The 22,845-nt window shown below is 68.4% G+C and carries 29 protein-coding genes and 2 tRNA genes; 15 read left to right on the top strand and 16 right to left on the bottom strand.

The annotated features are described in order from the left end of the window. The coding region (locus BM162_RS14895; protein ID WP_245759279.1) for a LysR substrate-binding domain-containing protein at positions 1-420 on the top strand (420 nt) is incomplete at its 5' end. A 7-nt stretch (positions 421-427) separates the two neighbouring features. On the opposite strand, the gene BM162_RS14890 is transcribed toward BM162_RS14895, so the two are convergent. Further along, complete coding sequence (locus tag BM162_RS14890; protein ID WP_093423588.1) at positions 428-1,204, bottom strand: alpha/beta hydrolase; 777 nt, start codon at positions 1,202-1,204, stop codon at positions 428-430. A 72-nt stretch (positions 1,205-1,276) separates the two neighbouring features. Beyond that, a complete protein-coding gene (locus BM162_RS14885) occupies positions 1,277-2,173 on the bottom strand; it encodes a LysR family transcriptional regulator (protein WP_093423585.1) in 897 nt (298 codons plus the stop codon). A gap of 141 nt (positions 2,174-2,314) precedes the next feature. Here BM162_RS14885 and BM162_RS14880 point away from each other — a divergent pair, with 141 nt between their 5' ends. From BM162_RS14880 to BM162_RS14865, 4 genes are all read left to right on the top strand, one after another. Beyond that, a complete protein-coding gene (locus BM162_RS14880; RefSeq protein ID WP_093423583.1) occupies positions 2,315-2,827 on the top strand; it encodes a TRAP transporter small permease subunit in 513 nt (170 codons plus the stop codon). After that, positions 2,824-4,134: a TRAP transporter large permease gene (locus tag BM162_RS14875; RefSeq protein WP_093423580.1), complete on the top strand. Its 1,311-nt coding sequence runs from the start codon at positions 2,824-2,826 to the stop codon at positions 4,132-4,134. Before BM162_RS14880 ends, BM162_RS14875 begins: the two co-directional genes overlap by 4 nt. Positions 4,135-4,174: 40 nt before the next feature. Further along, positions 4,175-5,293, top strand: a complete 1,119-nt coding sequence (locus tag BM162_RS14870) for a C4-dicarboxylate TRAP transporter substrate-binding protein (RefSeq protein ID WP_093423578.1) — start codon at positions 4,175-4,177, stop codon at positions 5,291-5,293. Positions 5,294-5,736: 443 nt separating this feature from the next. Beyond that, entirely contained in the window at positions 5,737-5,925 is a 189-nt protein-coding gene (locus BM162_RS14865) for a hypothetical protein (protein ID WP_177215175.1), read from the top strand. Between the two features lie 184 nt (positions 5,926-6,109). Here the strand turns inward: BM162_RS14865 and BM162_RS14860 are convergent. The 10 genes from BM162_RS14860 to hisD form a co-directional block, all read right to left on the bottom strand. Then, a tRNA-Phe gene (locus BM162_RS14860) sits at positions 6,110-6,184 on the bottom strand. An 86-nt stretch (positions 6,185-6,270) separates the two neighbouring features. Continuing rightward, on the bottom strand, positions 6,271-6,459 hold the full coding sequence (locus BM162_RS14855; protein WP_093423575.1) for a DNA gyrase inhibitor YacG: 189 nt from the start codon (positions 6,457-6,459) through the stop codon (positions 6,271-6,273). After that, positions 6,447-7,481: a ribonuclease E/G gene (locus tag BM162_RS14850; RefSeq protein ID WP_093423573.1), complete on the bottom strand. Its 1,035-nt coding sequence runs from the start codon at positions 7,479-7,481 to the stop codon at positions 6,447-6,449. Before BM162_RS14850 ends, BM162_RS14855 begins: the two co-directional genes overlap by 13 nt. Further along, a complete protein-coding gene (locus BM162_RS14845) occupies positions 7,478-8,068 on the bottom strand; it encodes a Maf family protein (protein ID WP_093423570.1) in 591 nt (196 codons plus the stop codon). Before BM162_RS14845 ends, BM162_RS14850 begins: the two co-directional genes overlap by 4 nt. Positions 8,069-8,081: 13 nt before the next feature. Beyond that, positions 8,082-8,300, bottom strand: coding sequence for a translation initiation factor IF-1 (gene infA / locus BM162_RS14840; RefSeq protein WP_021097168.1), 219 nt, complete (start codon positions 8,298-8,300; stop codon positions 8,082-8,084). A gap of 130 nt (positions 8,301-8,430) precedes the next feature. Continuing rightward, complete coding sequence (locus BM162_RS14835; protein WP_177215174.1) at positions 8,431-9,309, bottom strand: nitrilase-related carbon-nitrogen hydrolase; 879 nt, start codon at positions 9,307-9,309, stop codon at positions 8,431-8,433. Beyond that, complete coding sequence (locus tag BM162_RS14830) at positions 9,306-9,893, bottom strand: GNAT family N-acetyltransferase (RefSeq protein ID WP_093423613.1); 588 nt, start codon at positions 9,891-9,893, stop codon at positions 9,306-9,308. The genes BM162_RS14835 and BM162_RS14830 overlap by 4 nt, the downstream gene beginning before the upstream one ends. After that, positions 9,890-10,351: an arsenate-mycothiol transferase ArsC gene (locus tag BM162_RS14825; RefSeq protein WP_439332838.1), complete on the bottom strand. Its 462-nt coding sequence runs from the start codon at positions 10,349-10,351 to the stop codon at positions 9,890-9,892. Before BM162_RS14825 ends, BM162_RS14830 begins: the two co-directional genes overlap by 4 nt. 5 nt (positions 10,352-10,356) lie before the next feature. Beyond that, complete coding sequence (locus BM162_RS14820) at positions 10,357-10,836, bottom strand: UPF0262 family protein (RefSeq protein ID WP_093423563.1); 480 nt, start codon at positions 10,834-10,836, stop codon at positions 10,357-10,359. 4 nt (positions 10,837-10,840) lie between these two features. Next, positions 10,841-12,142, bottom strand: a complete 1,302-nt coding sequence (hisD, locus tag BM162_RS14815) for a histidinol dehydrogenase (RefSeq protein ID WP_093423560.1) — start codon at positions 12,140-12,142, stop codon at positions 10,841-10,843. Between the two features lie 176 nt (positions 12,143-12,318). Between hisD and BM162_RS14810 the strand changes: the two genes are divergently transcribed. Beyond that, entirely contained in the window at positions 12,319-12,738 is a 420-nt protein-coding gene (locus BM162_RS14810) for a c-type cytochrome (RefSeq protein WP_093423557.1), read from the top strand. A 162-nt stretch (positions 12,739-12,900) separates the two neighbouring features. On the opposite strand, the gene BM162_RS14805 is transcribed toward BM162_RS14810, so the two are convergent. The 3 genes from BM162_RS14805 to BM162_RS22855 are packed head-to-tail and all read right to left on the bottom strand — an operon-like array spanning position 12,901 to position 14,799. Beyond that, on the bottom strand, positions 12,901-13,377 hold the full coding sequence (locus BM162_RS14805) for a DUF2948 family protein (RefSeq protein ID WP_093423555.1): 477 nt from the start codon (positions 13,375-13,377) through the stop codon (positions 12,901-12,903). Next, positions 13,374-14,642, bottom strand: a complete 1,269-nt coding sequence (murA, locus tag BM162_RS14800; protein WP_093423552.1) for a UDP-N-acetylglucosamine 1-carboxyvinyltransferase — start codon at positions 14,640-14,642, stop codon at positions 13,374-13,376. The genes BM162_RS14805 and murA overlap by 4 nt, the downstream gene beginning before the upstream one ends. Positions 14,643-14,652: 10 nt before the next feature. Then, a complete protein-coding gene (locus tag BM162_RS22855; protein WP_177215173.1) occupies positions 14,653-14,799 on the bottom strand; it encodes a hypothetical protein in 147 nt (48 codons plus the stop codon). Between the two features lie 168 nt (positions 14,800-14,967). On the opposite strand from BM162_RS22855, the gene BM162_RS14795 reads away from it, so the two are divergent. Next, positions 14,968-15,042 (top strand) — tRNA-Thr (locus BM162_RS14795). Positions 15,043-15,146: 104 nt separating this feature from the next. Here the strand turns inward: BM162_RS14795 and BM162_RS14790 are convergent. Then, positions 15,147-16,139, bottom strand: a complete 993-nt coding sequence (locus BM162_RS14790; RefSeq protein WP_093423550.1) for a ricin-type beta-trefoil lectin domain protein — start codon at positions 16,137-16,139, stop codon at positions 15,147-15,149. A gap of 156 nt (positions 16,140-16,295) precedes the next feature. On the opposite strand from BM162_RS14790, the gene BM162_RS14785 reads away from it, so the two are divergent. The 8 genes from BM162_RS14785 (at position 16,296) to BM162_RS14750 (ending at position 22,844) form a co-directional block, all read left to right on the top strand. Further along, positions 16,296-17,297, top strand: a complete 1,002-nt coding sequence (locus BM162_RS14785) for an ATP-binding cassette domain-containing protein (protein ID WP_093423610.1) — start codon at positions 16,296-16,298, stop codon at positions 17,295-17,297. After that, positions 17,294-18,100: an ABC transporter permease gene (locus BM162_RS14780; protein ID WP_093423548.1), complete on the top strand. Its 807-nt coding sequence runs from the start codon at positions 17,294-17,296 to the stop codon at positions 18,098-18,100. The genes BM162_RS14785 and BM162_RS14780 overlap by 4 nt, the downstream gene beginning before the upstream one ends. A 254-nt stretch (positions 18,101-18,354) precedes the next feature. Beyond that, positions 18,355-19,287 carry a sulfurtransferase gene (locus BM162_RS14775; RefSeq protein ID WP_093423545.1) on the top strand — a complete coding sequence of 311 codons (933 nt, stop codon included), beginning with the start codon at positions 18,355-18,357 and terminating at the stop codon, positions 19,285-19,287. Between the two features lie 7 nt (positions 19,288-19,294). Next, on the top strand, positions 19,295-20,416 hold the full coding sequence (locus BM162_RS14770; protein ID WP_093423542.1) for a YeeE/YedE family protein: 1,122 nt from the start codon (positions 19,295-19,297) through the stop codon (positions 20,414-20,416). Beyond that, positions 20,416-20,586 (top strand): hypothetical protein, encoded by a 171-nt coding sequence (locus BM162_RS22850; protein ID WP_093423539.1) that lies wholly within the window; start codon positions 20,416-20,418, stop codon positions 20,584-20,586. Before BM162_RS14770 ends, BM162_RS22850 begins: the two co-directional genes overlap by 1 nt. 96 nt (positions 20,587-20,682) lie before the next feature. Continuing rightward, a complete protein-coding gene (locus tag BM162_RS14760) occupies positions 20,683-21,309 on the top strand; it encodes a flavodoxin family protein (RefSeq protein ID WP_093423537.1) in 627 nt (208 codons plus the stop codon). A gap of 105 nt (positions 21,310-21,414) precedes the next feature. After that, positions 21,415-22,374, top strand: a complete 960-nt coding sequence (locus BM162_RS14755) for a TAXI family TRAP transporter solute-binding subunit (protein ID WP_093423534.1) — start codon at positions 21,415-21,417, stop codon at positions 22,372-22,374. Continuing rightward, positions 22,371-22,844: a DUF1850 domain-containing protein gene (locus BM162_RS14750; protein WP_245759278.1), complete on the top strand. Its 474-nt coding sequence runs from the start codon at positions 22,371-22,373 to the stop codon at positions 22,842-22,844. The genes BM162_RS14755 and BM162_RS14750 overlap by 4 nt, the downstream gene beginning before the upstream one ends. Position 22,845: the final 1 nt, after the last annotated feature.

The following is a 22,845-nucleotide window of genomic DNA, read 5'->3' as shown; positions in this document are numbered from 1 at the left end:
CATCTCAAGCTCTTCGACGAGCGCTACACCGCTTGTGCCGCGCCCTCGTTACTTGGGCAAACGTCTTTCAGCACACCCGCCGACCTGGCCGGCCACCCTCTCCTGCAGCTCGAATCCCGCCCGACCGCCTGGCCGGACTGGTTCCGCGCACAAGGGGCCGAACCACCGCGTGTTTCCGGCATGGTGACCGACCAGTTTTCGATGATGATACAGGCGGCGATTTCCGGCCTCGGGATCGCGCTCCTGCCCGACTACCTGGCCCGGACCGAGATCGCCGAGGGCCGGCTCGAACCGATCCTGCGGCAGGCAGTACCGGGCACCGGCGCCTATTGGCTGGCATGGCCGGAGCGTCACGCCACCGCACGGCCCCTCGCGTCCTTCCGCGACTGGCTCGAGAGCGTGCGGCCCGGCGCAGGTTGAACCGGCGTCAACGCCCGAGCGTGAGGACGAAGTCCGAGATCAACCGGGCGATCCGGTCCCGGTCATGGTCGAGCGTGGCCACGTGCCACGACTCTCTCAGCCAAACCAGCCGCACGTCGTCCGAGGCGACATCTCGAACGATGCGCAAGGCGTTGTCGGGGCTGACGACATGATCCTCGCGCGACTGAATTACCAAGCAGGGCTGCTTGATCAGCGGCAACAGGGCGCCGGTCGTGTGCGTCAGCAGGAAGCGCTCGCGTAGCGTCGCGCGGGGAATTCGATCATAGGACAGCTCGCGGACCTTTTCGTCGCGGATGTCCGACCCGATACCGGGCAGAAATTCCGGGCCGTTCGGCTGAAACAGCGGGAGGACCACTTCGGGGCGGTAGAGCCCCGTCGAGCCGTTGATGCTGACCACCGCGTCGACCACTTCGGGCCGCCGCGCCGCGAGGTTCAGCGCCAGCGTCGCGCCGAGAGACAGCCCCGCCACGACGATACGACCGCAGCGCTTGCGCAACTGCTCCAGCGCTGCCTCGGCCGAGGCGATCCAATCCCGCTGCCCGGTTGTCGCCAGCACCTCCGGCGTTTCACCGTGCCCCGCGAGCAGCGGGGCAAGGACCGTTGCGCCCGAGGCCGCCTGCGCCGCATGGCCCACGTGCCGCACGCTTTGTGGCGTGCTGGTGAACCCGTGCAGCAGAAGGATGCCGACCTCGTTCCCGTCAATCAGGAAAGGTTGCGCCTCGGGCGTGTCGGCAAGCCAGCGGGAATTGGCTAAACTGGTCATAGGGCCGCATAAGCCGGAAGCGGTACAGGACGTGCAAATAGAGTTCGTGCATCACCCGATAGCGCAGCGCGATCACTCCGCCCGCCCGGGCGGCACAAAGTGCCGGCGGAAATCCCGCAAGAGCGCAGTGTCAGCGTTCGCGCCCCACGCCATCGCGATGGTCATCTCGGCAGCCAGCCCGTCGACCGGCCGTATCTCCAGCGCCCCAGGCAGGCTCTCTGCCGCAGACATCGGGTAAAGCGTCACCCCGCGCCCTTCGGCCACGCGCTGCATGATGACCTGCACGTCCCACGCCTCGTCCACGACGTCCGGTGAAAGCTCCACTTCGGCACAGACGGAATCGAGAAGCGCCCGCCAAGACCGCCAGTTCTCGCGCAGGCCCATGACGAAGCGAGCGTTGCGCAGATCGTCCAGCGTCACCGTGCCGGTGGCGCGCGGGACCACCGCCCCGATGCGCGACGACCAGACCGGGCGCTGCGCCACTTCCGGATCTGCGGCGCTGGGATGCGACAGCAGGAAGCCGACGTCGATGGTGCCCGATTTCAGGCTCTGCATCATATTGTCGGTGGACATGACGTGCATCTCAACCTGCACTCCGGGCTGCGCTGCGTGGAAAGCGTCGAGCCCGTCGGAAATCTGACGTGACGTCGCGAGCGCCGAATATCCGACGATGACGTGGCCCCGAGCGCCTTCGGCGTTCCGGCGCGAAGCGCGGATCGACCGTTCGAACTGCGCGACCGCGAGGCGCGCGTCGTCGAGGAAGACACGCCCCGCATCCGTCAATGTCAGTCCCGCGTGGCTCCGCTCGAAAATTCGGAATCCCAGATCGGTTTCAGTGTCCTTGACCGCTTTTGAGATTGCAGGCTGCGCGATGTTCAGGATATCCGCAGCGGCCCGAAAGCCGCCCGCGTCGGACACAGCGAGCGCATAGCGCAGGTGCCTGATCTCGAGCCGGGTAGATTTCAACATGGGGTAACTCTCTGCTGCTCGAACCGAGCTGATAGCGAACCGTTATCACCCGATCAAGCATCGCTATTTGTAAACACCGCCGGCCTCGGAAAGGGTTCGGCCTCGTGCCGCCGTGGTCCGCGGCACGAACGGGAGTGAGCAATGCAGGCACTGTTCCGGAAGCTGTGCGGACTGCTGATGCTGATCGGCGGTCTCGGCGTTTTGGCGCTGATGGTCAACGTGACCGCAGACGTCGTCTCCAAATTCGTCTGGAATGCGCCGATCCAGGGCACGATCGAAGTGTCGTCCTATTACTACATGGTTGCACTCGTCATGCTGCCGATGGCCTTCGTCGAACTCGAGGACGAGCAAATTTCGGTCGACCTGCTGTTCAACCACTTCCCCGGGCCGCTGCAGCGCGTGAGCCTTGTGCTGACCTGCCTGGCGACTACCGGAATCCTCTGGACGATGGCGTGGCGCACCGGCCTCGACGCCTTGCGCGCCTGGAACATCGGCGAGGTCGTGATGGGCAGCCGCGAGATCATCGTCTGGCCGGGGCGCATGATGCTGCCGCTCGGGTTCACGCTGGCGGGGCTGGCTGCACTGGTGCGGCTCGTGATGGTGCTGCGCGGCGAAAACATCGTGAAGAACGCCGAGGAGGCGCCCTCCGCATGAGCAACCTGATGATCGGCTGGATCGGGGTCGCATCCCTGTTCGGCCTGCTGGCCTTCCGCATGTCCATCGGCGTCGCGCTGATGCTGGTCTCGTTCGTCGGCATCACGGTGATGCTGAACTCAACGGCGGCCTTCGGCATCGTGAGCGCCATGCCATTCAACCTGATCGGCGATTGGTCCCTGACCGCAATCCCGATGTTCCTGTTCATGGGTTTCCTCGCGGCGAACACCGGGCTGACTGCGGGCGCGTTCGACCTTCTGCGGCTTGTGCTGGCGCGCGTGCCCGGCGGGCTGGCGTCCGCCAGCGTCGGGGCCTGCGGGCTCTTTGCCGCCGCCTCGGGCTCGAGCATTGCCACCACCGCGGCCATGTCGCGCATCGCGGTGCCCGAGATGCTTCGCGCGAAGTATCATCCCTCGCTCGCCACCGGCGTCGTCGCCGCATCGGGGACGCTGGGGTCGCTGATCCCGCCGTCGATCCTGATGGTGCTCTACGGCATCTTTACAGAGCAATCGATCGGTCAGCTCTTCGTCGCGGGCGTGATCCCCGGCGCGCTGTCGGCCCTGATCTACATGGGAATGATCACCGTGCGCGCCGGGCTGAACCCATCGCTCGCGCCGCCGGTGGAGACGCGCGTGGACCGGGCGGAACTGCTCCGACTGATCTGGTCGGTCTGGCCATTCCCGGTTCTGGTGCTGGGCGTACTGGGCGGCATCTTCGGCGGCGTTTTCACGCCCACCGAGGCGGGCGCGATCGGTGCCTCGCTCGCACTTCTGGTCGCGCTCCTGCGCGGGGCGCTCACCGTGGGTGCGATGAAAGCCGCGATCCGGCAGACGACGCTGGCGACCTCGTCGATCTTCTTCCTGTCGATCGGTGCGGTCATGTTCACCCGTTTCATGGGGCTATCGGGCGTGCCGCGCGCGCTGACGGACGCGATGCTCGCCGTATCGGACAACCAGATCGTCATCATCCTGATGATCGCCGCGCTCTTCGTGATCCTCGGCATGGTGATCGACTCCATCGGTCTGATCCTGCTGACGCTGCCGATCCTGCTGCCGGTGCTCGAGGCTGCTGACGTCAACCTCATCTGGTTCGGCATCATCTGCATCAAGCTGCTCGAGATCGGCCTCGTGACACCTCCGGTGGGCCTGAACCTATACGTGCTGCACAGCGCGCTCTCGGGCGAAGTGAAGCTGCGCGACATCATTTCCGGGACCACCTGGTTCATCGCGATGGACCTGCTGACCCTGCTCATTCTGATCGCCTTCCCGGCAATCAGCCTGTTCCTGCCGTCGCTCATGGCGCAGTGACCCAGCCTTAGTACCGAAACCAAAAGGGAGAGAACCGACCATGAAATCCGCAACCGCCATCTTGGCACTTGTCGCGGCCAGTGCCGCAGGCAGCGCTGTGGCCGCCGACTACAACGCCAACCACTTCTTCGCCGAGCGTCATTCGATGGTGCGCGGCCCCTACGTCGAGTTCGCCAAGAAGGTGTCTGAGGCGACCGACGGCGAGGTCAACTTCACCGTCTTCTCCGGCGGCTCGTTGCTGCCGCCCGCGGCCTCGCTGCAGGGCGTACGCGACGGCGTGGCGCAGGTCACCTACCATGCCGGCACCTACACGCCGGCCGAGCTTCCGGTCGCCAACCTCATCGGCAACGCCGCCTTCTACAACACCGACCCGCTGGTCATGGCCTTCGCCTCGACCGAGTTCGGCCTGACCAACGAGGCCGCGCTTGAGGAGTGGCGCAACAACGGCGTCGTCTTCGGCGGCGGCTACTCGACGTCCGAGTACGTCATGATGTGCAACACGCCGGTGAAGAGCTTCGAGGACATCCAGGGCAAGCGCCTACGCATGGCCGGCGGCGCCTGGACGCGCTTCGCCGAGTTCGTGGGTGCAGTGCCCGTTTCGATCCCGTCGAGCGAGATGTACACCGGCCTCGACACCGGATCGCTGGACTGCGCCGTGGCCGCGGCCGACGCGCTGGACAGCTTTTCGCTGTCGGACGTCGTGACCTCCATGAACACGCTAGCCATCGGCAACTACTACGCGGGCTTCGAGTGGGGCTACAACAGAGCCTTCTGGCAAAGTCTCTCGCCCGAGAACCGCGAAGTGCTGTTCGACCAGATGGCCTATTACCTGGCACAGCACCGCGTCGAATTCGACGCCGATGTCGAAAAGGCCGTCACGGCCGCCAAGTCCAACGGCATGCAGGTCTACAAGCCTGACCAGGCACTGAAGGACGCGCTCGCTGACTTCGTGGAGGCCGACGAGGCGGTGTTGATCGAGAACGCGGAAAAGCGCGGCGTCGAGAACGCAGAGGCAGTTCTTGAGGATTACAAGAAGCTGGTCGATCGGTGGGACGTATTGCTTGCCGAAGTAGATCGGACAGACGTAGACGCCCTCGCGGAACTGGCGCGGGTCGAAATTTACGACCAACTCGACCCTGCTTCGTACGGGACCGAGTGACATCGAGTGGGGCCGCTCCGGCGGCCCTGCACCCGCCGGAGCAGCGTCGTCCCACAGGAGGTGCGGCTAAGAAGAGCCTCCCGCCTCGCAGCGCGAAATTTGCACTGACTCCGAGCAGAACCTACTCGTACATTCCGACTGTGCCACCCAGACAGGGAGATTGCGACAGACCCGAGTTCGGTGGACACGCTGGCGCCGATGCTCGTGCTTTCGGCGGCGGTGGCGCGCTGCACCTGTAAGTCGCAAAGCGCACAGTGCGCCTGAGCCGAGGCAGCATTAGGCGATCAAGAAAAGACACAAGTGACATCATAACTGCTGAACCGCGCCTGGAGCGGCACCTTGAGGTCCGGGCAGCCTCCCGCCCGGGAGCAGAGGAAGCCGCACTACACGCGCCCCAGCGTCTCCTGTGCTCTCCCGCGCCGGATGGCTGGAAATCCTAACTGGTGCTCGACATCTTTGGCAGGGGCGCTGGCAGGTCCGGCGGGTTGGTGCACGACCTGACAGCCTACGGCGCGCTCCTCATGGTCTGGAGAGACACCTCTGCCGTCGGAAATCTACGAACTGAGATCCTCGGCGATCCGCCGAGGGAGATCATTGACGGTGACGGCGTCCTGCTCGTGCGGCGAAAGTAGCGCACATGGCTCTCGCGCCTAGTTTTGTGACAATTGAATATTTTCATGTAGATGCCGGCAAGAGGCTCCCCCGCACCCGCGGGGATATACCCCGCTGCGTCGAGGCGGTCGTCTAGGCCGGCTCCCCGCAGCCGCAGAGATAAAGCCACCGCGCTAGAGAAAGCTGGATCAGCTTAAGAATGAGTGGTGCCCGGGGGCGGAATCGAACCACCGACACGAGGATTTTCAATCCACTGCTCTACCCCTGAGCTACCCGGGCACGGGGGTCGGAGGCGAAGCGTCCGACCGGGTGAGCGCGTTCTAGACAGGCTCCCGCGGGGTGTCCAGAGGGCGCGGGCAAAAAAATCAGTGCCTGACCTCGGGTTCGTCCATGTCGTCCTCGTCCTCGGTTTCAATGGCGTAGGAGCCGGTCAGCCACCGGCCGAGATCGACGTCGGCGCAGCGGGACGAGCAGAAGGGACGGTAACGCGGCTCGGTCGCCCGGTCGCAGATCGGGCAGCGCGTGGCGGCGGTCTTGGGCTTCAGATCGGGCATCGGTCCAGAGGTAGGCGGTCGCGCTTGCGTTGCAACTCGTAGTGGCCCAGCGGCGTCCAGCCGGCCAGCACCGTGTCGACCGGATCGGCGCGGAAGGCGGCGCCGATGACCTGCTCGAAGGTGCGACGCTCCTTCTTCGGCATGGGCGCCACGTCAAGCGTGATCTGCCCGCCCAGTCCCCGGCAGCGCAGCACCGCCGGCAGCGCGCGCGCAAGCGCGATGTTGGCCTTCAGCCCGGCGGCGAGCGAGGTGTCGCCACCGGTGTTCACGTCGACGGCCACCAGCGCGCGCGTGGGCTCCACGAAAGCGAAACCGCCGCCCGGCAGCTCCATCCGGCCGCTGCGCAGGGCGTCGACGGCGTCGAGCACGCCGTGCGCCTCGAACCCGCCGGGATCGGTGTGCAGCAGGTCGGGCTCGGGCCAGTCGCGCCAGGCCAGCTCGTGGGGGTCCGGCCCCTCGACCAGAAGCTCCGGCTCGCCCGCCTCGTCGGCCAGCACCTTGGCGGCGAGGTCGGTCATGGCGGCGATGTCGGCGGCGACATCGTCGTCCGCCCCGCTTTCGCAGGACGAGCGCAGGATCAGGCCCGCACCTTCGGGCAGGCCCTCGCGCAGCTCGTCGGCGATCTCCATCAGCCGCACGCGCCGCTCCTCGTCCTTGATGGAGCGCGAGATGTTGATGCCGGGCGCGTCGGGCGTGACAATGGCGTAGCGGCTCTTGAACAGCACGCGGGTCGTCACTGGCACCGCCTTGCCGTCCTCGGCGTAGCCTGTGACCTGAACGAGCACCGGCTGGCCTGGTCGCACGCCCTTGATCTGGCGCAGAAAGCCGCGGCCCTCGGGCAAACGCACCGTCACCCCGCCCTGTCCCTTCATCGGGCGGTCGAGGGTCGCGCGATAGACGGCGCCGGGGCGAGGCTCGTCCTCGGGCGGCGACACGAGCAGGTCGTCGAGCCTGCCGTCCAGCATCATGGCGGCGGCGGGGCGGCCGCCGAGCGTATCGAGCACGATCACGCGGCCCTTCATGCGGCGATCCTCATCACGGGGTATCCGGCAGCGGAGAGAAGGTGTGCGGTCTCGGCCAGCGGCAAGCCGACGATGGCGGGGAACGAGCCCCTGATCCATGGCACGAACACGCTGGCCGGGCCCTGAATGGCATAGGCACCGGCCTTGCCCTGCCAATCGTCGGTGGCGAGGTAGGCGTTCAGTTCTTCGTCCGAGAGCCGCTTCATCTGCACGACCGAAACCACGTGCCTCTCCCACGTCCGGTCGCCGCGCGCGACGGCGACGGCGGTGACGACACGGTGGCGGCGCCCCGAAAGGGCCAGCAGGAACTCGGCCGCCTCGCCCGCGTCGCGCGGCTTGCCCATGATCCGGCGGCCCATGGCGACGGTGGTGTCGGCGCACAGCACGACCTCGTCCGCGTCGCGGGGCACGGAGGCCAGCTTCTCGCGCGTGATGCGCACGCAGTAGTCCCGCGGCAGTTCACGCTTCAGCGGCGTCTCGTCGATGTCGGGGGCGCGGATGTCGTCGGGCACGACGCCGATTTGCCCCAGCAGCTCGAGCCGCCGGGGGCTGCCCGATCCGAGGACCAGGCGCGGGGCGTCGCCCATGCCGGACGACACCTTACTTGAAGCGATAGTTGATCCGACCCTTGGTCAGGTCGTAGGGCGTCATCTCGACCTGCACGCGGTCGCCCGCGAGCACGCGAATACGGTTCTTGCGCATCTTGCCTGCCGTGTGCGCGATGATCTCATGGCCGTTTTCCAGCTCGACCCGGAACGTCGCGTTCGGCAGGAGTTCCTTCACGACACCCGGAAATTCGAGCAGTTCTTCCTTGGCCATGGTCACTCCATATCATTCTGCCCGCCTGATGCGAGCGCCCTTTAAATGCGTCCGCTGCGTCCGGGTTTCAAGCCGAATCAGGCCTTTCACCTGCATGTGAGGGCGATTCTGCAGAATGAGCAGCCGTGCGTCACGTCGTGGGCGCCAAAAGCCGGCGGGGATCGGCCGCCGCGCGCACCTCGGACTCGCGCCAGTGCGCCGGGATATCGACCTCGGCTTCTCCGCGCAGAGCCGCGAGCATCGCGGTCGCCACCTCGGCCTGCACCCATCCCGGCAGATCGACCGCGCCGTCGGCCAGCACGCCGTCGGGCGGGAATCCGCGGTCGGGTGGCGCGTAGAGGCCCGCGCGTCCCGTGTTGCGGTCAAGGAACTCGCAGCCCGCGACCTCGCCCACCGTCGCCGCCATGACCGTAATACAGCGGCCTTCCAGCGCCCGTGCCCGCGCCGCGTTGCGCACGCGCGCCGCGCCCGTGGCGGCATCGGTGCAGGAGGGGATCAGCAGCAGGTCGCAGTTCAAGGCCCGCGCCAGCAGCGGGAATTCGGCGTCATAACAGATCAGCACTCCAATGCGGCCCAGCGCCGTGTCGAACAGCGCCAGGTTGCGGCCGGGCGCAAGGCGCGTCTCCCGCCGCTCCCACGGAGTGAGAATCTGCTTGTCCACCGCCCCCGCCGTGCCATCCGGCGCGATCAGGTGGCAGCGGTTCACCGTGCGGCCGCCCTCGTCCCACGGTCCGCTGCCGGTCAGCAGGTGGACGCCATGTGCCACCGCGAGCCGCCGCGCCGTTTCGAGCGCGAAAGCGGCGGTGTCGCGGCCCGCCCGCTCCCACACCTCCGTCCCCTCCGTCGGCGGCTGAGCGGCAAGCGCGGCCTCCAGCGCGGCATACTCGGGAAAGACCAGCAGGTCCGCCCCGCCCTCGGCACCGCGCGACACCCAGGAGGAAAGTTTCTCCTCCCACGCTTCAATGCTCTCAAGCCGCTCGACCGGGTATGCGGCGGTCGCGACCCTCACAGCCGCTTCACCCAAAGCTGGAGCGGCTTTTCACTCTCTTCCGCCTCGCCCACATCCTTCCAGGAAAAGGTTGCGTAGCCGCCCGGCACCTTCTCATACCCGCGCTTTCGCCAGAACGGGTCGAGCGGCGCGTAGTCCGCAGGACGGGCCGGGTGATCCTCCGGCCGCTCGACGGCGCAGAAGGCCGAGTGGGTGCGGCCGAGCCGCCGCGCGTGATCCTCGCGCGCGTCGAAGAATGCGTGACCGGCCCCCTGCCCCCGGTAACGCGGGAAAAGTACACTTTCGGCGCAATAAAAGACGGTTTGTACAGAAAGCCCGGCCTTGGACAGCGGGCGTGCGAAATCGTCCGCGTGGTCCTCCATCGGCGTTCCGGTTGCGGCACCCACCAGCCTGTCGCCGTCGAACGCGCCGACGAGGATCGCGTTCGCGCTGTCGCGGTAGCTGGCCATGTACCGCCGCTCGTACGCGAGATCGCCGTCATAGAGGTACGGCCAGTCGCGGAACACCTCGATGCGCAGCCGCGCGAGGTCGTCGAGCGCGGCCTCGACCTCGGGTCCGGTGAGGGTGCGGTATGTCAGGGTCATGTCTGCTCCTGTATGGGCGGCCCGAAGCGCGAGATCATCCGGTCCCGTATCTGGTCGCGCGCCTGCCTGTAGCTTCTCAGCTTGTCCTCGCGCCCCTCGCCCAGCCCGGTCGGATCGAGGATCGGCCAGTACTCGACGTCGAGGTGGAAGTACCGCGTGAGGTCCAGCGCCCGCCGTTGCGAGGCCGGCGACAACGCCACCACCAAGTCGAAGCCCGACAGGTCGTCGCCCCACTGCTCCATCTCGTCGAAGCTGCGCACGCGGTGACGCTCGAGTTCTACGCCGAGTTCGCGGCAGACGGAGACGGCAAAGCCGTCGATTTCCATGTCGCTCTTGACCCCCGCCGACTGCACATAGGCAGAGTGGCCGTAGAACTTCTTCATCAGTCCCTCGGCCATCGGCGACCGGACGGAGTTCTGATCGCAGCAGAACAGGACCGATCCGGGCAACTCGGCCACCGCCGTCAGCCCCCGAAGTGCAGGACGCAGATCAGGGTGAAGAGTCGGCGCGCGGTGTCGATGTCCACCTCGGCCTTGCCCTTCAGCCGTTCCTGCAAAATGCGTGCGCCTTCGGTGTGGATGCCGCGGCGGGCCATGTCGATCGTCTCGATCTGGCTGGGCGGCAACTTCTTCACGGCGTCGAAATAGCTTTCGCAGATCTGGAAGTAATCCTTCACCACTTGCCGGAACGGTCCCAGCGACAGGTGAAACTCGGCCACCTGCGCGTCCGCCTCGTCGCGCACGTCGAAGACCAGCCGCCGCTCGCGGATGGCCAGACCCAGCCGGAACGGCCCCGGCGGCACCTCGCGCCCCTCGCGCGCGGGAAGCGAAAAGCTGTTGTCCTCGAGCAGGTCGAAGACCGCGACCTTGCGCTCCTGCTCGATCTCGGGCGTCGGCGCCGGCAGCCCGCTTTCGTCGATATCGATGTGAACCAGCCGGCTCATCGCGTCACTCGTTCAGCTGGTCGAGCCGCGCACGCACCGACAGGCCGTGCGCCTGAAGGCTTTCCGACCGCGCCAGCGTCTCGGCCGCCGGGCCGATGGCCTTCAGCGCGCCGGGCGTCATCTTGGCCATCGTGGTGCGCTTGAGGAAATCCATCACCGACAGGCCGGACGAGAACCGGGCCGAGCGCGCCGTGGGCAGGACGTGGTTCGGCCCCCCGATGTAGTCCCCGATCGCCTCGGGCGTCCACTTGCCCAGGAACATCGCACCCGCGTGCGAGATGTTGGCGGCCAGCGCCTCTGGGTCGTCGACGCAAAGCTCCAGGTGCTCTGGTGCGATCTGGTCGGCGAGCGCGGCGGCCTCGCCCAAGTTGCGCACCGTGATGATCGCGCCGAAGTCGCGCCAGCTGGCCCCCGCGATGGCGCCGCGCTCCAGCCGCTCCAGCCGTTCGTCCACCGCCCCCGCGACGGCGAGGCCGAACTTGTGGTCGGTGGTGATCAGGATCGACTGCGCGCTCTCGTCGTGTTCGGCCTGGCTGAGCAGGTCGAGCGCCACCCAGTCCGGATCGTTGCCCCGGTCTGCAATCACCAGGATCTCGGACGGCCCGGCGATCATGTCGATGCCGACGCGCCCGAAGACCCGGCGCTTCGCGGCGGCGACGAAAGCGTTACCGGGGCCGGTGATCTTGTCCACCGGCGCGATGGTTTCGGTGCCATAGGCCAGCGCCGCGATCGCCTGTGCGCCGCCCACGCGATACACCGTCTCGACCCCGGCAAGCTTTGCGGCCAGCAGCACCAGCGGGTTGGCCTTGCCGTCCGGCGTCGGCGCGGTGACCACAAGCCGCTCGACGCCGGCCACCTGCGCCGGAATCGCGTTCATCAGCACCGAGGACGGGTACGAGGCCAGACCGCCGGGCACGTAGAGCCCCGCTGCCGAGACCGGCCCCCAGCGCCAGCCCAAGGTTTCGCCGTGCGGACCCTTCCATTGCTCGTTCTCGGGCATCTGGCGCGCGTGGTAGGCGCGAATGCGCTCGGCGGCCAGTTCCAGCGCCTCGCGCTCGTCGTCCGGCACCTTCGCGATCTCGGCCTCCCACTCGTCGCGACCGAAGGCCAGCGTCTCGGGCGCAAGGTCCAGCCGGTCGAACTTCGAGGTCAGCTCGATCACCGCGGCGTCGCCGCGCGCGCGGACGTCGGCGATGATGTCGGCCACCGCGGCGTCCACGTCGGGGCTGTCCTCGCGCTTCATGGTCAGAAGCGCGGCGAAGCGGTCTTCGAAGTCGGCGTCGGCGGTCGAGAGGAAGTGTGGCATGGCGCGGCCTCGGCTTTCGGTTCAGCCGTGTCTAGACCCTATTGCCGCTTGTTTGAAGCCATGACTGCGCTTCTGCCCGCGGGCGGGGCCGGGATCAATGACGCCCGTCAATGATCCGCTGCAGGTTCAGGCGGACGCTCGGCCCATTGCATCAACTTCGTACACGGAGGCGCACCATGCGACTGCCCAACGCCCTGTTCCGCCTACTGATTGCCCTTGGCCTGTCAGCTCTTCCCGCCGGCGCCGACGACCTGGGACAAGAGGAATTCAAGAATTCCTGCGCCGTCTGCCACGGCGCCTCGGGCATGGGCGACGGCCCACTCGCCCCCGTCCTCACCGTGCCGGTATCCGACCTCACGACGATCGAGGCCCGCAACGACGGAGAGTTTCCGCTGCTGCACATCATACAGGTGATCGACGGGCGCACCGGGATTCGCGGTCACGGCTACCCGATGCCGGTCTGGGGAGCGCGGTTCAAGGCCGAGGAGATCGAGACCTCCGGCCCCTACGCGGCCGAGATCATCGTGCGCGGCCGCGTGCTGTCGCTGGCCTATTACCTCGAGTCGCTTCAGGAGACGCCGGCGCCCGAAGAGTGAGAGCCGACCTCGACCAGCGGGTGCCGAGCCTGTTGCGACCCGGAGCCCCGCCCGGGCGATCCGGACCTTCTTCTTCCCGAAAGTACCGCGCCGGAGGCGCGATTCTCCTCGGGCGTTGCATCCGTTCCGCGCGGGGGCGAGCGGCGCCGGAGCACCGTATGCTCAAACGTGCCGCGGCGCGCGGCCGGACGGGGCGGCATACGGGCGGGTGACGTCCTTGAGCACGACCTCGAGCGCCTCGACCTCGACGGCGATGGCGCCGTCGCCGGCGAGCGTGAGGATCAGCCGTCCGCCCGGCGCCTCGCCCGGCTCCCACGTCAGGGACAGGAGCGACAGGACCTGGTCGCGGTCGGCCGCATCAACGCTCTGGCTTTGCACCCGGACGACGTTCTCGATGGCCAGCACCGAGCGCACGCGCTCGAAGGGGCGCTTCAGCCGCTCGGCCGCGGCCGCATCCTCCCACCGGAAACGGTTGAGCAGCAGGGCGAAGCGGCGGCTGTCGCGCTGCCACGTCATTTCGGTGATCGGGAACACCGCGTCCTGCACCAGCGCGGACACGGGCGGCAGATCCTCGGGTTCGAGCGCCATCAGGCGCAGGGGCTGCTCGCCGCCCTCCTCGAATGTCGCGTCCCGGCTCATTGTCCGCGCACCCGCTCTATCGAGGCGCCGACGCCCGAAAGCTTCTCTTCCAACCGCTCGTAGCCGCGGTCGAGGTGGTAGACGCGGTTCACCTGCGTCTCGCCCTCGGCCGCAAGCCCGGCCAGGATCAGCGACACGCTGGCGCGCAGGTCCGTCGCCATCACCGGTGCGCCCTTCAGACGCTCAACCCCGTGCACCGTCGCCGTGCCACCATGCACGTCGATCGAGGCGCCCATGCGCATCAGTTCGGGCGCGTGCATGAAGCGGTTCTCGAAGATCTTCTCCTCCAGTACGCTCGTCCCCTCGGCCGTGCACAGAAGCGCCATCATCTGCGCCTGCAGGTCCGTGGGAAAGCCCGGGTACGGCTCGGTCGTCACGTCCACGGCGCTGATGCGGCCGTTGCGGCGCGCGACCTTCAGCCCGCGCCCCGTCTCTTCGACCGCGATGCCGGCGGCGTCCAGCTTCTCGCAGAACGCCTCGACCAGACCGAAGCGGCCGCCCAGGCACTCGACCTCGCCGCCGCAGATCGCGGGGGCCAGCATGTAAGTACCCAGCTCGATCCGGTCCGCCACCACCGGGTGCGTCGCGCCGTGCAGCGCGTCCACGCCCTCGATGGCGATGGTCGACGTCCCCTCGCCCTCGATCCGCGCGCCCATCTTGCGCAGGCACTGGGCCAGGTCGACGATCTCGGGCTCGCGCGCCGCGTTCTTCAGCAGCGTGGTGCCCTTCGCCAGCGTCGCGGCCATCAGCACGTTCTCGGTCGCGCCGACCGAGACGACCGGGAACTCGAACGTCCCACCCCTGAGCCCGCCCGGCGCCTTCGCCGCGACGTAGCCGTCAGCGAGCTCCAACTCGGCGCCCAGCGCCTCGAGCCCGCGCAGGTGCAGGTCCACGGGGCGCGCCCCGATGGCGCAGCCGCCGGGCAGCGACACCTTCGCCTGCCCCATCCGCGCCAAGAGCGGGCCGAGCACCAGGATCGAGGCGCGCATCTTGCGCACGATGTCGTAATGCGCCGTCACGTTGGACAGGTCGTGCGACGACATCGCCAGCACCTGCCCCGACTGGAGCGCCGTCACCTCGGCCCCGAGCGAGCGCAGCAGGTCCGACATAGTCGAGATATCGCTCAGCCGCGGCGCGTTGGTCAGCGTCAGCGGCTCGTCGCTGAGCAGCGTGGCCGGCATGAGCGTGAGACAGGCGTTCTTCGCGCCCGCGATAGGGATCTCGCCGCGCAGTTCGCGCCCGCCCCTGACGATGATGGAATCCATGGGCCTGCCTTTACGCCTTTTTGTCCTCGTCCGAAGACTTCCGGGCACGCGCCTGAGCCTTGCGCCGCGCAAGGTTCGCCTTCAGCGCCGCCTTCAGCCGCGCTTCGCGTTCCCCGGCGGGCTTGCCGGACTCCTTCTTCGACGGGTCTTTCGCCATGCCGCCCTTTCTACCCGAGCCGGTGCGGCGGGTCCAGATTGCGGCGCGTTGACCGGCGAAACTCGCCGGCCCCGCCGCTGACGTCACGAAGCCCCGGCACCGGTCAGATTCCTTGAAAAATGCCCTTGCACCCCCCGCCCGGCGCGTCTATTGAGCCGCCCACACGCTGCTGCCGTAGCTCAGGGGTAGAGCACTCCCTTGGTAAGGGAGAGGTCGAGAGTTCAAATCTCTCCGGCAGCACCATTCCCTCCCAGATCAGTCAGCTATTCCGGCGCGTAGAGGCTGCTGCCCATGCCGTGAACGTTGCACGTATGCCGCGGCACGGAATTTCGCGCGCCTTTCCGGGCTCAATCGATCACCACCAGGCCACCGATGGACAGCCTCCGGCTGCGGCGCGTTGGCGGGTTCCCGTGCTTCCCCAGGATGCACGTGCCGTCCAGCCGCCCGACGAGGTCGCCGGCAACGTAGCACGTGGAGCCGCTCGTACGCGGTTCAGGTGACGGACGCGCGGCGCCCGTGCAGACGGTCGCCTCGGCACCGGTCCAGCAAGCGCCGGTCCGGGTGACGGGGCCGAGGTCGCGGGGCGTGCCGTCGGAGAGGTATGCGCGCAGGGTGCCGCGGCCGGGTGCGGCGACCTCCACGGCGAGGTCGGCGATGCCGTCGAAAAGGGCGCCTCCATCCGACGCACGGAGGGCGAAGGAGCCGTCGTCGCGGGACCTGTCCCGCAGGAATCGGCAGGGCCCGGTATAGGCGCGCGGGCCGATCGAGACGCGGCAGCTTGCCGGAACTCCGGGCTCGGCGCGCGGTGGCGACATCGCGCCGGCCTCCTCCTCCTCCGCCATGCGCGGCACCAGCCGCCAGAGTTGCCTTGCGCCGTCGCGACAACGGGACATGAAGGGTGCGCCGGCGTGGACCTGTGCATCAGGGTTGCGGCGCAGGCACAGATAGCCGCCACCGAAGCGCGTCTTCAGGCGCACGGCGTCGTCCGCCGCAGAGACTGCCTCCCAAAGTTGCGTGCCGGCCTCGGCGCACGGGGCGAGGAAGGCGGCACCGGCCCGCGCCGCCTCGCCCGGGTCGTTGCCGTCGAGGCAGAGCCCCGGCTCAGCCATCAGCCGGACGTAGCCTCCGGACGCCTGCACCGCCGTCCAAGCCTGCCCGGCTCCGCGGTCACAAACGGCCACCGAAACGGTCTGCGGCGGCGCGTCCCCGTCGGGCGGCGACGCCTGAAGGCAGACGGCGCCGTCGTCCGCGCGGATGTCGTAGGTGCCGTCCGCCACCTGCGCGCCCGCCGTCGCGGCGGAGAGCACCAGCAGCAGGCACGCGATCCCGATCCCTTTCATGCCGCCTCGCAATCATATCCTTCGTGCCGAGGCTTCACCGGCACGCGCACGGAATCAAGCCCTGCGCCACCGACGGGGGGAGGCAAGGCGACGCTGCGGTGGTATAGAGCGGGCGACGGCGCAAGGCGGCGCCGACTCGACCGTCAGGACCCGATGATGAAGGACACGGCAGACGCGGCGCAGGCCGACCGCAGCGCGGCGGGACGGCTCGCCATCTCGGCACGGGGGCTCGCCAAGAGCTTCGGCGACACGCGGGCCGTCGCTGGCGTGGACCTCGACGTGCCGTCGGGCAGCATCTTCGCCGTGCTCGGTCCCAACGGCGCGGGCAAGACGACGTTGATGCGGATGCTGGCGACGCTGACCCCGCCCGACGCCGGTTCGGCCACGGTGATGGGCCACGACCTGGTGCGCGCGCCGCACGCCGTGCGCGGCGCCATCGCGATGACCGGGCAGTTCGCCTCGCTCGACGAGGACCTGACAGGGCGCGAGAATCTGATCATGCTGGCCCGGCTCTGGGGCTTTCAGGGCCGTGCCGCGCGGGCGCGAGCCGATGAGCTGTTCGCGGCCTTCGACCTGTCGCACGCGGCGAAGAAGCAGGTGAAGGACTACTCGGGCGGCATGCGCCGGCGGCTGGACATCGCCGCGTCGCTGATCGTCACTCCGGGCGTGCTTTTCCTGGACGAGCCGACGACCGGGCTCGACCCGACTGCGCGGCAGAAGGTCTGGCGGATGATCCGCCGGCTCGCCCGATCCGGCGTGACCATCCTGCTGACCACGCAGTACCTGGAAGAGGCCGACCAGCTGGCCGAGCGCATCGCCGTCATCGACCACGGCCGCAAGATCGCCGAAGGGACCAGCCGCGAGTTGAAGGCCGCAACCGGCTCGGGCGTGCTGCACGTGGCTCTGGCCGACCCCGCGCGGCTGGACGAGGCGGCCGAGCTTCTGGGCCGCGCGCTGGACGCGCCCGTGCACCGCAGCCCCGAGGGCGGGCAGCTGGCCGTCGCGGCCCCCTCGCCCGCCGCGGCGAACCGGGCGGTGGCGGCGCTGTTGGAGGCGGAGATCACGCCCGCCGACTTCTCGCTCGGCTCGCCCAGCCTGGAAGAGGTGTTCTTCTCCCTCACCGGCCGGGCAGAGCCGCAGACGGAGGACACGGAATGAAAGACGCGGTCACCCCCGCCACCCTGACCCGCGTCGAACGGCCCGCGCAGCCCTCGCCCCTGTCGAACGCGCTGGTCTTCGGCTGGCGCGCGGTGCTCAAGTTCCGCCACGTGCCCGAGCAGCTGTTCGACCTGGTGATGACGCCGATCATGTTCACGCTGCTCTTCACCTTCGTCTTCGGCGGCGCGCTGGCAGGGTCGAGCGGCGACTACCTCCAGTTCTTCCTGCCGGGCATCCTGGTGCAGACGGTGGTGTTCAACGCCGTCTACTCGGGCATGGGCCTGTCGACGGATATCGGCAAGGGCCTGTTCGACCGCTTCCGATCGCTGCCCATCTGGCCGCTGGCGCCGTTCGCGGGGCTGATGGTGGGCGACGTGCTGCGCCACCTGATCGCCGGGACCATCATCCTTGGAATCGGGCTGGGGCTTGGCTACCGCCCCGAGGCGGGGGTGCCGGGCGTGCTGGCGGCGTTCGCGCTGCTCGTCGCGATCGGCTTCGGGTTCGGCTGGATCTTCATCGTCCTGGGCCTGATCGTGCGCACGCCGACGACGGTGATGACGCTGAGCTTCACCTTCCTGTTCCCGGTGGTCTTCGCGTCGAACATCATGGTCGATCCCGCGACCATGCCAGACTGGCTGCGCGCTTTCGTCGAGGTGAACCCGGTCACGTTGATGACCACCGCGATGCGCGGCCTGATGGGCGGGACGGCGGACCTGGGCGAGGTCCTGCGCGCCCTCATCGCGCCCGCCCTTCTGACGCTGGGGCTGGCGCCGGTGACGCTGTGGCTCTACCGCAGGCAGTAGGAACGGTCACCTCATCCAGCCTTGCGCGAAAGTGGCACACGCGGTTTCACGCGGGGCAGAAAAAGGAACGACTTCCGCCATGCGCGGCCCGTCGAGAACATCTTCCCGGCCGGACCGCCGCCCCGCAGACCCCCGTGCGTGACCTGCGGCGGCGTTGGAACGCGCGGCGCGGTGCGATGGCCGGACCTTCCCAGCTTCGGGTTGCAACTTCGCCGCCGCGGCCGAAGTAAGGCGCAGACTTCAAGGAGGCTGATATGAAACTTCTGCTCGCCGCCACGGCGGCCTTCGCCCTGAGCCAGTCCCCCGCGCTCGCGCAGGAGGAGTTCGGCCCGCTGATCACGCCCGAGGCGCTGAACGCCGCGCAGACCGAGGCCGATCCGCTGATCATCGACATCCGCGCGGCAGACGACGCCTACGCGCAGGGCCACATCGAGGGCGCCGTCAACGCGCCCTACGGCCTGTTCCGCGGCCCGGCCGAAAACCCGGGCCAGCTGGTGCCCGAGGACGAGCTGTCGCGCATCCTGAGCGATCTGGGCGTCACCGCCGACCGTCCGACCGTCGTCGTCCACCAGGGCAGTGACGAAACCGACTTCGGTGCCGCCGCCCGTGTCTACTGGACGCTGAAGTCCAGCGGCGTGAGCGAGCTCGCCATCCTCAACGGCGGCGTGAACGCCTGGACCGAGGCCGGGTACGACCTCTCGACCGACGCCGCCACGCCCGAGGCCACCGAGTTCGACGTGACCTTCTCGGACCAGTGGCTCGCCACGTCCGAGGACGTGCAGGCCGTGGTGAACGGCGAGGACGAGGCGCTGCTGCTCGACGCCCGCCCCGAAAGCTTCTGGAACGGCGAGCAGTCGCACCCGGCGGCTGCCAAGCCGGGCACCCTGCCGCAGTCCGAGTACTTTGAGCATGCCGGCTGGTTTTCGTCCGGCCCAGCCATCGTTGACGCGGACGCGGCGCGCGAGCTGGCGCAGGAACAAGGCTTCACCGATGCCGATCAGCTGATCTCGTTCTGCAACACCGGCCACTGGGCCGCGACCAACTGGTTCGCGCTGAGCGAGCTGGCGGGGCTCGAGAACGTCAAGCTCTACCCCGAGTCGATGGTCGGCTGGTCCAACGCGGGCTACGAGATGGCCAACGTGCCGGGCGCGCTGCGCAACCTTCTGAACCAGGTCAACCCGTTCTGAGGCCGTTATGAGCCAATTGGCCGACGCCCCCGCGCGTCCGTCCCGACTGCTTTCGCGTGCCGCCCTGATCGGGGCGGCACTCTTTCTTGTCCTCGCCGTGGCCACGCTGGCCGGCGCGCGATACGGCCTGCTGCTGCTGATCGGCCTGGGCTTCGGTCTCGTGCTTGAGGGGCTGCGCTTCGGCTTCGCGGGCCCGTGGCGCGCGATGATCCTGCGGCGCGAGCCCGGGGGCATCGTGGCGCAGCTCGTCTCGATCGGGCTCGTCGCCGTCATCGCCTTCCCGCTGCTCGCATCGAACCCGGCCGAGCTGGTGGGCGCCCATGCACCCGTCGGCTGGGCCATGATCGGCGGCGCCTTCGTCTTCGGCGCGGCGATGCAGATCGTTCTGGGCTGCGGCTCGGGCACGCTGATCAACTCGGGCAGCGGCAACCCGATCAGCCTGCTCGCCCTGCCCTTCTTCGCCATCGGCAGCTTCGCCGGCGCCTACCACCTGTTCTGGTGGACCGGCCTGGGCACCGCGCCGCTGGTGGTGTTCGAGGGCACGACGGGGCTGGCCATCACGCTTGCGCTTCTGGCCGCCGTCGCGGCCTTCGTCCTATGGCTGGGCAAGCCGGGCAGCCGCTCCATCCCCCGCCGCTACTGGATTGCCGCCGTCCTGCTGGCGGCGCTGGCGCTCGGCAACCTCGTCGTCGCGGGACAGCCGTGGGGCGTGGTCTACGGCCTTGGCCTCTGGGCCGCGAAGGGCGTGTCGCTGTTCGGTGCGGACCTCTCGGGCTCGGCCTTCTGGAGCGCGCCGGGCAACGTCGAGCGGTTGCAGGAGAGCATCCTCACCGACGTCACCTCGCTCACCAACCTCGGCATCATCGGCGGGGCGTTCCTTGTGGCCGCGTGGCGCGGCGGCTTCTCGGCTCCGCTGCCCAAGCTGCCGGCCAAGGCGTGGGTGGCAACTGTCGTGGCGGGCTTCCTCCTGGGCTATTCCTCGCGGCTGGCCTTCGGCTGCAACGTGGGGGCGTTCTTCTCGGGCATCTCGACCGGCAGCCTGCACGGCTGGGCGTGGTTCGCCGCGGGCTTTGCGGGCTCGTGGGTCGGCGTGAAGATCCGCCCGTCGCTGGGACTGGAGGCGCGCTGATGGCCACCCGGAAGCTGACCGCCGCGCTGACGCTTGCGCTTCTGGCCGGGCTGATCGCGCTGGACCTCGCGCAAAGCGCGCCGCTCAATCCCTACCAGGCGCCGACCTTGATTGCGCTTGGGTCGGGGCAAAGCGCGGGCGGCGCGCACTGCGCGGCTTTACCCGAATGATCGACGGCGGCCGGTACGCCCGGCCGCCGCACCCGACGGTCTGAACCCGTCCGGCTTCCCGGTGTTGAGCGCAAGATCAACCCGCAGGAGCCCCCGATGCCCGATCCCAGCCTCACCGCCTTCGCCCTGAACTGTTCGCTCCGGCCCTCGAGCTCGGAGGAGACCAGTTCCACGGACAAGATGATTTCGGACCTGCTCGATGCCCTGGCGCCGCACGGCGTGACGGGCACGGTCGAGCGGGTAGCGGATCACGACGTGAAGCCCGGCGTCCTGTCGGACATGGGCGAGGGCGACGCCTGGCCCGAGCTGCGCCGCCGCATCCTCGCCGCCGACATCTTCATCCTCGGCACGCCGATCTGGCTTGGCCAGCCTTCGAGCCTGGCGAAGAAGGTGATGGAACGCCTCGACGCCTTCCTGTCCGAGATGGACGACCGAAGCCGGATGCCTGCGGCGGGCAAGGTCGCGTTGGTCGCCGTGGTCGGCAACGAGGACGGCGCCCATGCCTGCCACGCGCTCAGCTTCCAGGCGCTGAACGACGTCGGCTTCACCATCCCTGCCAACGGCGGCGTCTACTGGGTGGGCGAGGCGATGACCGGCACCGACTACAAGGAGCTCGAGAAGATGCCGCAGGGGGTGGAGTCGAACCTGAAGATGGCGGCGTCGAACGCCGCGCACCTCGTGCGGCTGCTCAAGGCCCAGCCGTTCCCGGGCGTAGAGGAATAGGTCGATCCGGCAAGGAGTTGACATCACAGCGCATCTCGGTCGAGCTTACGCCCGCACCGCCCCGGGCCGCGCCCTCGCGGACGGGGCACATTCGGGAGGAAAGACATGAAACCGATGAAATACGCGCTGGTCGCGTTCGCCGCTTTCGCGACCTCGGCATCCGCGCAGGACCTGTCGATCGCCACCGGCGGCACCGGCGGCACCTACTATCCCTACGGCGGCGGCCTGGCCGAGCTGATCGGTCGTCACGTTGACGGCGCCTCGGCCACGGCGGAAGTCACCGGCGCCTCGGTCGAGAACATGGCGTTGATCGCGCGCGAAGAAAGCGATCTGGCCATCGCGCTCGCCGACACGGTCTATGCCGCCTATAACGGCACCATCGACCCGTTCACCAACCGTCCCGTGGAAGAGGCGCGCGCGCTGGCGTCCATCTACCCCAACGCCGTGCAGATCGTGACACTGGCCGACAGCGGCATCGACAGCCTCGACGACTTGGCCGGCAAGCGCGTGTCAGTCGGCGCGCCGGGCTCGGGCACCGAGGTCAACGCCGAGGCGCTGCTGACCTCGAACGGCATCACCTATGACGACATCGACGAGCAGCGGCTGAACTTCAACGAAACCGCCGACGCGCTGCGCGACGGTGACATCGACGCCGGCTTCTGGAGCGTCGGGCCCCCGACGAGCTCGATCATGAACCTCGCCGCGACGCGCGATATCCGCATCATTCCCCTGACCGAGGAAGAGATCGCCAACGCCGTCGAGGCCGAGCCCGTCTTCGCCCCCTACACCCTGCGCGAGGGCATATACGAGGGCGTGGGCGAGCCGGTGCCGACGATCTCGATCCCGAACGTGCTGGTGGTGAACTCGGCGATGGACGAGGAACTCGCCTACCAGATCACCAAGAACATGTTCGAGAACGTTGACGAACTGATCGCGGTGCACCCGGCGGCGAACGACACCACCGTCGACTTCGCCCTGTCGTCGACCCCGATCCCGTTCCACCCGGGCGCGGTGCGTTACTACGAGGAAGCGGGCAACACGGTGCCCGAAGACCTCAAGCCTTGATCACCAGGCTGATGGGGCGGCCGTTCGCGGCCGCCCTTTTCGTCACGCTGACCTGCGCCGCCGCCCCGGCCGACGTCCTGCGCGTCGAGGGGCCGGGCGGCGCGCCGCTTTTTGAACACGCCGCGCCCGAGGGAGCCGAGATCTGCCTGTCGTGGAACCACTCCGTCACCGGCGGCGCCGTGGCCGATTGCTTCGTCAATGATGGCGGCCGGATGGTCCTGATGCGCAGTTACCTGCACGATTTCGCCGCCGGTCTGGGCGAGGTGCAGGGGCGTGGCACGCTGCGTTCGGCCGAGGGCGGCGGCTACTGGATCGAGGACATGAACGACCCGATCCCGGACAACCGCCTGCCCCTGCGCGTCGGCCGTCCCTCGACCGACCACCGGCTGCGCATCGGCGGAGACGAGTATAAGCTGTCACAGATCGCCGCCGGAGAGCGCGTCGTACTGCACCTGATACACGAGGACTGAG

This window comes from Tranquillimonas alkanivorans (assembly GCF_900115595.1).
Lineage (GTDB): Bacteria > Pseudomonadota > Alphaproteobacteria > Rhodobacterales > Rhodobacteraceae > Tranquillimonas > Tranquillimonas alkanivorans.
This window is presented reverse-complemented; position numbering and strand designations above follow the sequence as displayed.

Coding starts and splice junctions, on each gene's coding strand:
- BM162_RS14820 (WP_093423563.1), bottom strand. CDS start 10,836: ATGAGCCGGCTGGTTCACATCGATATCGACGAAAGCGGGCTGCCGGCG.
- murA (WP_093423552.1), bottom strand. CDS start 14,642: ATGGATTCCATCATCGTCAGGGGCGGGCGCGAACTGCGCGGCGAGATC.
- hisD (WP_093423560.1), bottom strand. CDS start 12,142: ATGCCACACTTCCTCTCGACCGCCGACGCCGACTTCGAAGACCGCTTC.
- BM162_RS14830 (WP_093423613.1), bottom strand. CDS start 9,893: ATGACCCTGACATACCGCACCCTCACCGGACCCGAGGTCGAGGCCGCG.
- BM162_RS14755 (WP_093423534.1), top strand. CDS start 21,415: ATGAAACCGATGAAATACGCGCTGGTCGCGTTCGCCGCTTTCGCGACC.
- BM162_RS14885 (WP_093423585.1), bottom strand. CDS start 2,173: ATGTTGAAATCTACCCGGCTCGAGATCAGGCACCTGCGCTATGCGCTC.
- BM162_RS14810 (WP_093423557.1), top strand. CDS start 12,319: ATGCGACTGCCCAACGCCCTGTTCCGCCTACTGATTGCCCTTGGCCTG.
- BM162_RS14770 (WP_093423542.1), top strand. CDS start 19,295: ATGAGCCAATTGGCCGACGCCCCCGCGCGTCCGTCCCGACTGCTTTCG.
- BM162_RS14850 (WP_093423573.1), bottom strand. CDS start 7,481: ATGAAGGGCCGCGTGATCGTGCTCGATACGCTCGGCGGCCGCCCCGCC.
- BM162_RS22850 (WP_093423539.1), top strand. CDS start 20,416: ATGGCCACCCGGAAGCTGACCGCCGCGCTGACGCTTGCGCTTCTGGCC.
- BM162_RS14890 (WP_093423588.1), bottom strand. CDS start 1,204: ATGACCAGTTTAGCCAATTCCCGCTGGCTTGCCGACACGCCCGAGGCG.
- infA (WP_021097168.1), bottom strand. CDS start 8,300: ATGGCCAAGGAAGAACTGCTCGAATTTCCGGGTGTCGTGAAGGAACTC.
- BM162_RS14880 (WP_093423583.1), top strand. CDS start 2,315: ATGCAGGCACTGTTCCGGAAGCTGTGCGGACTGCTGATGCTGATCGGC.
- BM162_RS14780 (WP_093423548.1), top strand. CDS start 17,294: ATGAAAGACGCGGTCACCCCCGCCACCCTGACCCGCGTCGAACGGCCC.
- BM162_RS14870 (WP_093423578.1), top strand. CDS start 4,175: ATGAAATCCGCAACCGCCATCTTGGCACTTGTCGCGGCCAGTGCCGCA.
- BM162_RS14775 (WP_093423545.1), top strand. CDS start 18,355: ATGAAACTTCTGCTCGCCGCCACGGCGGCCTTCGCCCTGAGCCAGTCC.
- BM162_RS14845 (WP_093423570.1), bottom strand. CDS start 8,068: ATGGGCGACGCCCCGCGCCTGGTCCTCGGATCGGGCAGCCCCCGGCGG.
- BM162_RS14855 (WP_093423575.1), bottom strand. CDS start 6,459: ATGCCCGATCTGAAGCCCAAGACCGCCGCCACGCGCTGCCCGATCTGC.
- BM162_RS14875 (WP_093423580.1), top strand. CDS start 2,824: ATGAGCAACCTGATGATCGGCTGGATCGGGGTCGCATCCCTGTTCGGC.
- BM162_RS22855 (WP_177215173.1), bottom strand. CDS start 14,799: ATGGCGAAAGACCCGTCGAAGAAGGAGTCCGGCAAGCCCGCCGGGGAA.
- BM162_RS14805 (WP_093423555.1), bottom strand. CDS start 13,377: ATGAGCCGGGACGCGACATTCGAGGAGGGCGGCGAGCAGCCCCTGCGC.
- BM162_RS14785 (WP_093423610.1), top strand. CDS start 16,296: ATGAAGGACACGGCAGACGCGGCGCAGGCCGACCGCAGCGCGGCGGGA.
- BM162_RS14760 (WP_093423537.1), top strand. CDS start 20,683: ATGCCCGATCCCAGCCTCACCGCCTTCGCCCTGAACTGTTCGCTCCGG.
- BM162_RS14790 (WP_093423550.1), bottom strand. CDS start 16,139: ATGAAAGGGATCGGGATCGCGTGCCTGCTGCTGGTGCTCTCCGCCGCG.